The organism is Facilibium subflavum (assembly GCF_003574485.1).
GTDB lineage: Bacteria > Pseudomonadota > Gammaproteobacteria > Francisellales > Francisellaceae > Facilibium > Facilibium subflavum.
Genome location: NZ_QLIT01000274.1, coordinates 1 through 9,777, shown reverse-complemented (window position 1 = coordinate 9,777; position 9,777 = coordinate 1). Strand labels below are relative to the sequence as shown.

8 protein-coding genes are annotated in these 9,777 nt (G+C 33.9%); 1 reads left to right on the top strand and 7 read right to left on the bottom strand.

The features are described 5' to 3' along the window. Positions 1–267: 267 nt before the first annotated feature. From DNK84_RS14475 to DNK84_RS13215, 5 genes are all read right to left on the bottom strand, one after another. Positions 268–420, bottom strand: a complete 153-nt coding sequence (locus tag DNK84_RS14475) for a hypothetical protein (protein WP_162902145.1) — start codon at positions 418–420, stop codon at positions 268–270. A 177-nt stretch (positions 421–597) separates the two neighbouring features. Continuing rightward, entirely contained in the window at positions 598–3,888 is a 3,291-nt protein-coding gene (locus tag DNK84_RS13230) for a coiled-coil domain-containing protein (protein ID WP_162902476.1), read from the bottom strand. Positions 3,889–4,039: 151 nt separating this feature from the next. Continuing rightward, positions 4,040–4,570 carry a GNAT family N-acetyltransferase gene (locus DNK84_RS13225; RefSeq protein WP_119344944.1) on the bottom strand — a complete coding sequence of 177 codons (531 nt, stop codon included), beginning with the start codon at positions 4,568–4,570 and terminating at the stop codon, positions 4,040–4,042. A 45-nt stretch (positions 4,571–4,615) separates the two neighbouring features. Then, entirely contained in the window at positions 4,616–5,149 is a 534-nt protein-coding gene (locus DNK84_RS13220; RefSeq protein ID WP_119344943.1) for a hypothetical protein, read from the bottom strand. Positions 5,150–5,474: 325 nt separating this feature from the next. Further along, positions 5,475–6,185: a hypothetical protein gene (locus DNK84_RS13215; RefSeq protein ID WP_119344942.1), complete on the bottom strand. Its 711-nt coding sequence runs from the start codon at positions 6,183–6,185 to the stop codon at positions 5,475–5,477. Positions 6,186–6,571: 386 nt separating this feature from the next. Between DNK84_RS13215 and DNK84_RS13210 the strand changes: the two genes are divergently transcribed. Beyond that, the gene (locus DNK84_RS13210; RefSeq protein WP_119344941.1) at positions 6,572–7,387 is read left to right on the top strand and encodes a hypothetical protein; all 816 of its coding nucleotides are present in this window, start codon (positions 6,572–6,574) and stop codon (positions 7,385–7,387) included. A gap of 76 nt (positions 7,388–7,463) precedes the next feature. Here DNK84_RS13210 and DNK84_RS13205 read toward each other — a convergent pair whose 3' ends face one another. Continuing rightward, a complete protein-coding gene (locus tag DNK84_RS13205; protein ID WP_119344940.1) occupies positions 7,464–8,177 on the bottom strand; it encodes a response regulator transcription factor in 714 nt (237 codons plus the stop codon). Further along, the gene (locus DNK84_RS13200; RefSeq protein ID WP_162902475.1) at positions 8,170–9,327 is read right to left on the bottom strand and encodes a sensor histidine kinase; all 1,158 of its coding nucleotides are present in this window, start codon (positions 9,325–9,327) and stop codon (positions 8,170–8,172) included. Before DNK84_RS13200 ends, DNK84_RS13205 begins: the two co-directional genes overlap by 8 nt. Positions 9,328–9,777: the final 450 nt, after the last annotated feature.

Genomic DNA, 9,777 nt, shown 5'->3' with positions numbered 1-9,777 from the left:
CAATAGGCATTACCCTATTTACACCTCTACTACGAGCTAGTCCGACTACCTTGCTAAACTTACCTCTAGCTTTTTAGGCTCCAAGATAAGCATTCAGAAATAGCAAGGTTCTCCCAAGTTCCAAAGCAATCAGTTCATCTACCCGCTACGGACTCAGACCCCGGCACCTCCACGCATACTCGCCTTTACGTATTGCGTAGTGCTGATTTCAGGCAAATGAAAACCTTGATCAGGTGCGACGATGATATATTACGGGGCTCAATACCTTCACTTGCGTTGTGGCTGATAGACCGCCCTTACTACAGCTTCATAATGTTCGTTACCTTGCATTATGTGTAGTTCGGTTCCAGACTGGTGGCTAGCCTTTTTCTGGGCTGGATTGTCCAGCTTGATTGCCTTAGCTTTGCTTGGCGCACTCATAAAATTCACCTCTTTTTTATGTTTACTTAATTTTATTTTTGATTATAAGACACGTAAACAGTTTGTTTATATAATAGACGATCCGTCTTAACGCCTACGACCAAAAATGAGAAATACAGATAAGTAAGAATGAGCTTTCTCAAATACAGCAAAACACAAAGATTGTAACGTTATCTCTTACAGATTACTTAGGGTAAGACTTTCAACATTTTTTGTTGTGTCTTTCTCTGTAAGTAATGATTGTGGCAATTGTTTTTGTCGTGCTTCGCTTGCAGAATTATTACTTGCAGAATTTTTATATGCAAAGAGTTTCTCTGCTTGAGCGTTAGAAAATTTCTGCCCCTTATACTGCTCAGTTTGTTGCAATACGTATTGACGACATCCTCGAAGACTTGCACGGTTTTCTCCTTGTGTAGTAAAATTATCAATGCTGATTGAAGCACCATCAGCGAGCTGTATGTTTGACATATTTGCTATCTCTTTTAAAAAAGCCTCTCCTGATGCTGTTCTTTGCAGCTTATGTGCCTTATAATGGCTTAATGTGATCATTAAAAACTTGTCAAAGTCTTGTTTTGTAACAATACGTCTTGTTAAGCAACCGTTTTCTCCATAAAAAGCATTTGTGAACACATTTTTCTTTTCTTGAGATGCAGCTTGGATGACCTTCTCCATCATTTGACAAACTGAAAGACAACGATAAAAGTTCTGCTTATTTTTTTCAAACTGCTCGTTCATTTGCTTTGTTTCTTGCAATTCTTTAGACATCTCAGCATTAAGATTAGTTAACGTTTCTATTCTCTGCTTTTGTTTATTTATCTGTGTTTTTAGCGCATCAGTATATCCTTTTGCTTCAGAAATTTTATCTGACATCTGCGTTATCTTGTTGATCATCTCTTGGTTAGAAGTATTATTTAATTCTATTAAGCTTCTAACATAATCCTGAAGCCTTTTTGCCGAGGCTATTGATTGCTCTAATTCCGCTAATGTTGATTCGGTTTTTCCATATTCTTCAGTTTCTTGAATAAGGGTGTTATGGACTGCAGCATCGTTGATATGCTTTTTAGCTTTTTCAATGCTAGACATTAAAGAATCTAACTCTTTTAGCATTTGATCACTTAAATTCGATATCCCAGCATGAAGCTTATCACGCTGTTCAGATAAGTTTGTATTTAGACTTTCCATTTCACTTAAAGTTGTTTCAAGCTTACTCTGATTCGCTTGAAGTAACTGATTTTCTTGTCCTAGTAAAGTTAACTGATCCTTAATCTTTTCGTTTTCTTCACCTATAGCATCGATTGACTGCTGCTGCTGAGCATATGCATCAGCATAAAGCTTTCTTTCAGGATCACTCATTTCCAGTACGGCTGTACCATCATGTGCAACATAGACTATATTTTGCATCAATCTAGCCTTATTAGCATATTGATTTTGCCCCGTTTTCAATCCTTTAATTTGACGAAAGACAGCAGCATACCCCACAGGCTCAGTAATAATAGCTGTTGATTGGATGATTTCTGATATAAACCTGTTATTATCATCAGTGGAAGCTAAAATCTCACTCAGGTGATCTGAAGCTGCAGCGTCAGCTTTGGAAATGTTTGAGGCTTTCAGCACACTAATTAGCCCTTCAAAATCTTTCTGGCTATTAGTATTGCTAATATATGTGGTAAGGTCTCTTTGTTCATCAGCAATTAATCGTAGCATCATACCACAAAATTGCTCTTTAGTGACTCCTATGACATTAGGATGTTGGGTATTATCATTAGGGTCATTTTTGTAAGCTTCGATTTCCCTGGCCAACATCTCAAGTCTTATTTTTTTAGAATCGAAATATCCTCTAAGGATTTGTTTGGCTGCCTCAAAATCATCATATTGATGTTCTATAGAGCTAATAAGAGCAGATGCCTTACCTGAGTCTTTATATGCATCTGCAATACCAGCAATCATTACATTAAGCTCGTGCTCTACTTTTTCACTATTTGTTTTTATATTTTCTAAACTATTCTTTTTGGCTTGTATCTTGTGAACCGCTTCTGTTACATAGCTAATTTCTTCTCTAAACGCGGCAATTTCATCAAATAGAATATTTGCACGTGAACGTGGGAATATTTTGGTATAATTTTCTATGTGCCTCAGCGCAGGTTCCGCTAATACTAGATAGCTGTCAATTTCTGATTTTAAAAGTTTAATCGCCTCAAAATAAGGTTGTGTCTGTTGGCCTGAGAAAGACTGCAAGTCTCCTAAAGATGCCATATATTTTGCTGCTAATCGATTTACTTCTTCTAGCTTTTTTAAAACAGCTCCCAATTCATCAAGGGCAGCTAAAGATCTTGCAAATTCATTGCGCTCATCTACTGTGGTATCGCGATACCAAACATCCTTTCCGTACTTCGTTGTATTAGTATAACCAGTACGTTGATCTTCTATATATACTTTTTTAAAAACATCAGAGGCCTGTAAATTGTTTGATATTGTATTGATATCTTCTTCTTTAAAGCCTTGCCCCAAGGATAAATTAGGATCTAGATGTGCATTTCCTGCTATCATTGCGGACCTAGCTTTTCCACCTAGTTTGGTTCCTTTAAAGACATTATCTTTGGAAGCACTCTGTGCAACTTCACCTTGCTGGTGTCTTTGTATTATTTTTGTATATTCAGAATTTTCTGCTTTTTCTTGAGATAAGGTATCCACTAGTCTGAAGGTAGCATTTGCTGTGCTACGAGAACACGCGGCAATTTCTTGGCAGTGGGATTCTGCACTTTCAGCTTCTGCAATACGCGTTATTTCTTCTTTTGCAGCTTTTAGGCCCTCAATTGCTCTATAAACTAGTGGTATTCTTTGATTAGCACCTTTTTGCTGAGCTATATTATTTAAATACGACTCAACCGCGCCTGTAATCTTTATTAAATCCTCTACACTATATTGATTAATATTGGCAATGTGATCATATATTACCTCGATTGCATAAAATATTGATGCCGAAATAGCATCATCAGCCTTACCTCTTGTAAAAATATTTCTTCCATCAACAGCCTCTTGAACATCATGTTCCTTCGCACTCTGATAGTTCGAGCGTTGTTTTATGTAATCTAGCAACTGTTGTGAAGTAGTTTTTAACTTTTCACGGTATCGATCATAAGGTCCTTGCCTTGACTTCAATCCATTTAGCTTGTGTTGGCAATTACGAATATCAGTTCTTACACCCGTGATAGATTTATTGGCTGTACTAGCATCTTGACCTCGAAGTGACTGTATAGCAGCACTATCCATTATCTGATAAGCGAATCCTTGATCAGCTGAATCTTTTATATAAAATGGTCCTTCAATATTCATATCCTTAAGGCCACTTTCATCGTATGCCCGCATAATGTAATCGATTTGTACTGCTTGTTTTTGTATTTGTGCATAATTATATGTCATTTTCGCATATTTAAAGCCCTGATAGGCAAGATTTGCGACAGCTTGCACGTTGTTTACTCCCAACATAGTAGATACCTCTTTATTTAATTAAACATATAAACAGAATTTAAAAAATTCCACCTATGTGTATTATTCACACCAAACTGTAATTGACAATACCCTGGCAGAACAACAGACTAAGTGTCTAATCGTGTTGAATTTAAATAAGAATTTTAACCATTTCCAGCCTACTTGCTAGACTATTTTGTGCCGCCTCATAAAAGCCAACCTCAGCGCTTATCTGATACCCTGCTTTTTTATACAACATTATTGCTTGCAAGTTATGCTTAAACACAAAAAGCTTACTTTCCTGTGCACCTATATTCAAAGCTTGATTTTCATAAAAGTCTAATGCTTTTTGCGCATACGCCTTTCTGCGATGCGCTTGATCAATATAAATGTACGCCAAAAATGCTTGTCTTAAACTTTTTTCCATAAACCAAATATATCCAACATTATCTTGGTTATACCAGATCTCATAAAAAGATAACTCATGCACTGAGGAACAATAATTAAGCAAATTATTAACCTCAGCACTGGCAGCATTTTTTGCCTTATTGAAATCGTGAAATTCTCTACTTTTCACAAGCTCATTACTGTAAATATTTACCGCATCTTTGAGTAATATATCGAGACGCTTTTGGGTTGGCTTAATAAATTTTACCAGTGATAAATCTGTTGAAATACTCATTAAATCGCCTACCAAATTAAATAAAAGTGAAATATCAAGCTACTTTTATAATGCGCCAAAATAGGTCAGGATAAAATGCGCATTAATACCCACAATCCCTGCAATTATATGTGTAATCACTTTACTTGCACTTCCTTCTTGCTGACCTTCCCCGATTTTAATAAGTAGTATTAATCCTCTTAACAGTGAAATAAACCCAATGATAATTGCACAACTAAAAAATAAACTTTTTAATTGCAAACCTTTATCTAAGGTCTGTGTTGAAACCTCGGCATAATGCAAAATTGGGTTTGCTTCAAGTGTATTTTGGAAGAAAGTACCTTCAAGCATCTGAAAGGTTGGCACAATAGAAATTAACATAGCACCAGCAATAAAGTGAAATATTGTGCTAACGGGTGAGTAATGTCTCATCATGTTTTGTTGCTTGCCATGTTTTGTCAAGCGCATAAAACCAATTATTAATACCACAAATCCAATTAATACACTGATGGTCGTTAGTAGTGGGTATAAGTCATTCGCCAGGTTACTGATCAAATGGTGTATAAAATGTATATGATTTTTTTGTTCTTCTGCAAACATAGTTTAGCCTCTTAAAATGCTGCTGATATTTTGTTTAACAATGGTATAGCAACACCTATACCACTCATGAGTCATGTTACCGTTTTTCTTGCGTTGCCTTTTGCGTGATGTTAAACACTTGAATTCTGCTAAATAGTCTCAGCTATTGCCTAAAAACCTAACTCACCAAAGTATTCACTTTTTTCCTAAAAAAACACCGTAAAATAATGCACAAGTGGTATATACAACTTCTTTATTCATTTGCCTTACCTTATAGATTATTAATTTAAGAATGTTATCCTAGTGTAATAATTTGGTTTTAATAATACATTAATTCTCTGCGAAACTAGACAGTTTGTCTTATGTCAGCTAAGCAAGCACCACCAAAAATATAGGTAAAGATCTTATAATCAAACCAATTGCTAAGTTCACAATAACGATTTAAAGTAAAGTAGTCATATACATCAAAAAGTTCAAAGAGTTTTTGTGTAATACTGCGAATTGTAGACTCTGAACGATAAATTTTTTTACCTACCTGACTATTACTAAGACCAAAGCTTTTTAAGATTAGGCATGCATATTGTATTGGCGTTAAAGTAACAGGATAGTAATAATCATTAATCATAATATTCCTGCTTATCATAGAAACTGGTTTCTCGCTTAGCAGGTAGAAGCTACTGATATAGCTACATGACTCTTGGGACATAAATTGCTTTGTTACAACAACATTAAACGTTTCTTCCAAGACATTCATATTAAATTGCTTTATAGATTTTGCTTTTGAAAGCTGAACTTCTAAATCCATTTTTAGAAAGTCCATATGAATATCACCAATATACTTTGAAATGATTTCATGGTAAACCTCATCTGTGTCTGCTTTTGCAAGTGCATTTTTTAATGCCTGTCGGTTACATGCATCCTTTACAAAGGTTTGAAAAGACACCTCATTGCAAAAAACAATTTTATGACGACTATCTTTAACAGCAACTGGTGCATTAATTGCACTTAATACTGGATTGTTAAGAAACTTTAAAGTCCTACTTTCTTCACCATGCATTTACTTTAATCCCCATATTTAAATCCCCATATTTAAATAAAACCCACTTCTACACCTTACATGATCTCTTCTTGATATATTCTAAGAGCAAGGCGCCACGGAACAAGCTACCGGATATATTTAAAATTATTCTGTTTGTACTAACGAGATCTTAGAAATATAATACACTCACAAAATGATTGAAAAAAGATCAAAATTAGTTATATTTTTACTGAAAATAAAATGTGTGAAAATATTTATTTTGATAAATTTTTATAAAACCTAGTAATGACTAAATAACAACAGAATGTCTATAAAAGCGATTTCACATCCCAAAATATTTTATTAAAAAAGAAAATGTAGTAGCGTTACGTTAAAAAAATGACACTTAAAAGGTTTATGAGAAAATGACAAATATAAAATATGCTATTAGATCAGTATTGCTTGCATTCATATTACTGATCAGCAATATCGTTTTTGTAGGTGCTACTACCTTAAAATTCACAAATAACTGCCCATGGCCAGTCACCTTTCACTTATTTAAGTGTGGTGATGATGGCTGTGATAAGAACTGCCAACATGGTATTAAATATGAAAATAAACATCATGATCTTGTGAAAGTTACAAATTTAAAACAAGGTGAAGAAGAAGAATATGATGATAGTATTGATCGAGGTTCATACTATTGCTTTTTAGATAGCAATGGTGAATCTACAGAAATCCATGATTATGATAGTAGCAGTCGTGACTATCATATTAGCCACAGCATTGGCTTTGAAAGCCTTGGCAGCACAGGTGCACACCCGCATCTATATGCGTGTGGACATGATGAAAGACTTGCTAATATGACAACAAGCTTTATTGGCATTGGGCTTGGCAATGCAAATGTGGAAAATGATAAAAACATCACAACATACCCCGCTGGTCATTTAATAAAGCTGCATTATGTAGACTTACAAAACTTTTCTTTAAGCTTCCCATCAGTTAATGTCAACTGCCAATTCTATCACAGTGATACACATGGGTATATTGGCTTTGATTGCACTGGATTAAGAAATATTCCAGTAATACGAAAAATAACACTGGCATCAAAAGATTCAGATAGTCCAATTAAAGTTGCTTATGAAATGATATGCACACGCTCAAAATTAAGCCAAACAGCTTGCCCATGGGTTGGCAATAGCTATCACGCTACTCAATTGCCTAATATTTTTAGTAACTAAGCTATAAAGCTATATACCCATCGTAAAATGATTTTCGATGGGTATATAGCATCAAAATGCTATTACTATAATCTCTTTACCCTGAATAAGAAGCATCCCAGAAAATTGGAATGACAAAGATAAAGCCATAACCCCTGATTGTTTGAATAATCGTTGCTCGTTTATCACCAATTTTATTTCTTAACCTTGACATAAGAACGCTCAAAGAGCGGCTTGTCGTCTGATCACTAATGCCAATTACATTTGAAATATCATGTTTTGATACAATTTGACCATGCTTTAATAAGAGAAGGTTTAAAATTCTTGCCTCAACTTTTGTAAGCTCAATTTTTTGATTTTTACACATTAATGTCATTTTCCTGCAATTGAATGTAAAATCTGAAAAAATGACCTTGCCATACTCTTTAAGAGGTTTTTGAGGTATAAATTTTAACAAATTTTTAATTCGGACATATAGCTCAAGTATATTAAATGGTTTTTCCAGATAATCATTGGCCCCGGCTTCTAGGCCAATAATTCTGTTTAGATCTCCAGAGTTTGCCGAAAGGATTAAAACTGGTAAATGTTGGTGTTGAGCCCTTATGCTTTTGCATAGATCAATACCACAGATATCAGGAAGATTAAGATCAAGGATGATAAGATCATATCCACTTATTAATAACTTTTTCTCTGCTGTATTACCATCAATTGCATGATCTGCTAAAATATGCTTACTATTTAAAAAATACTCTATAGATTGATAGATACTTACATCATCTTCAATAATTAATATTTTATGTTTTTTATTCATCGTCAATAACCTTTAAAGGTAGGTTTATAATAATTTCAAGACCAATTTCATTTCTAAATGCATGCATTTTCCCACCGTGTAGTTTAATAATTTTCATACAAATTGCCAGTCCAACTCCATGGCCGCAGCCTTTATAACTTTTATTAGCATAATTTTCTTTTTGTTTAAAAATTTTTATTATTTCATTTTGTGATAAACCACTCCCATAATCTTGTATGCTAATACAAAGTATGTTATCGGCTCGTTTCAACTTATAATCAATTATACAGCCTTTAGCATAACGGATAGCATTACTTACTAGATTAACAAGTGCTCTGAAAAGTAACCATTCATTACCTGGAATTACAATGGATCTATTGTTTTTAATTTCAACAGCATCAACGTATAGCTGTTTTATTTTTGTAAAAACAGTAGATATATCGCAATCAGTATTTAATTTTTTATTTTTATAATAGTTCATTGTTGCATCAACAAGACCCTGAATTTCATTAAGATCATCTTCAACTGAATTAATATTATGTTTTAATTGAAGTTTTAAACTCGCCCGCGTAATTGGCGCCTTAAGGTCATGAAATAAGGTTGACAGAATAAGAATTTTATCAGTAATTAAACCATCTATTTTTTGATATAACCATCTTATTTGAAGGGGGGCTTTTCTTTTCTTTCTAGAACAGTCATTATTTGTGGATGAAAGATAATTTGTAACCTGTTGTAATATTTTGAAGGCTATTAAATAACTAAAGATCAAGATAAATAGTATCTCAGTGAGAACGCCTAACCAAACCAGTATCATTGTCGTATTTTTTGGAGGACAAAACGCAAATTCAACCCAAAGGTTAGCATTTTGATAGTATTTGTGCGTTAAAAGCATTTTATGTTGTTTTAGGTAGTCAAATAACTGATTCACCGAACAGTTTTCAAATGCATGAGAACACTTGTAAGATAAAATTTTAATTTTAAATCCTGGCGCAATAACTTCACTATACGCTGTTATAACTTCTTTAAGCTTGCTGGCAGGTAATTCATTTAACGATTCCCTAAGTCGATAAACTTTATTAGCAATGCCATTCATCGCATCTTCAGGATACGAGTGATAATCACCTAACTGTGCTAAAAAAAAGTTATGTAACGCGAATGTTAGTATAGCCATTAATATTAAGACTACCAGCTTCTTATTAGTATAGTTGAATTGAATCAAGTTGATCATAGTATTCGTGTAGTTTCTCAAAATTACGCTATGAGTAATTCTCAACAAAATAACGGTTAATGCAAGAACTGTTGTTTTATTTCCAGTACTTTTGAGGTCAGTAATTTAGTATTTTGGCTATTTGGCATTCATCTAATAGTATGCGGCAAATCAAAGCGCTCTCTTATTTTTAAAAAAGCAAACACATATAAACCATATAAAAAAAAGTTTTATATTGTATATTTTAATAGCATGCAAATGGCGTTTGCACTTTGAATATTTACTTTACGTAAACTCCACATATAAAGTGTCTAATCAGATTTGTGAGTATAAATTTGTTGCGATGCAGCGTTTGTCTACCAAAACAGCTCAATCAAGATGACTAATTTATGAGAATAATCTGTAACAGGAATA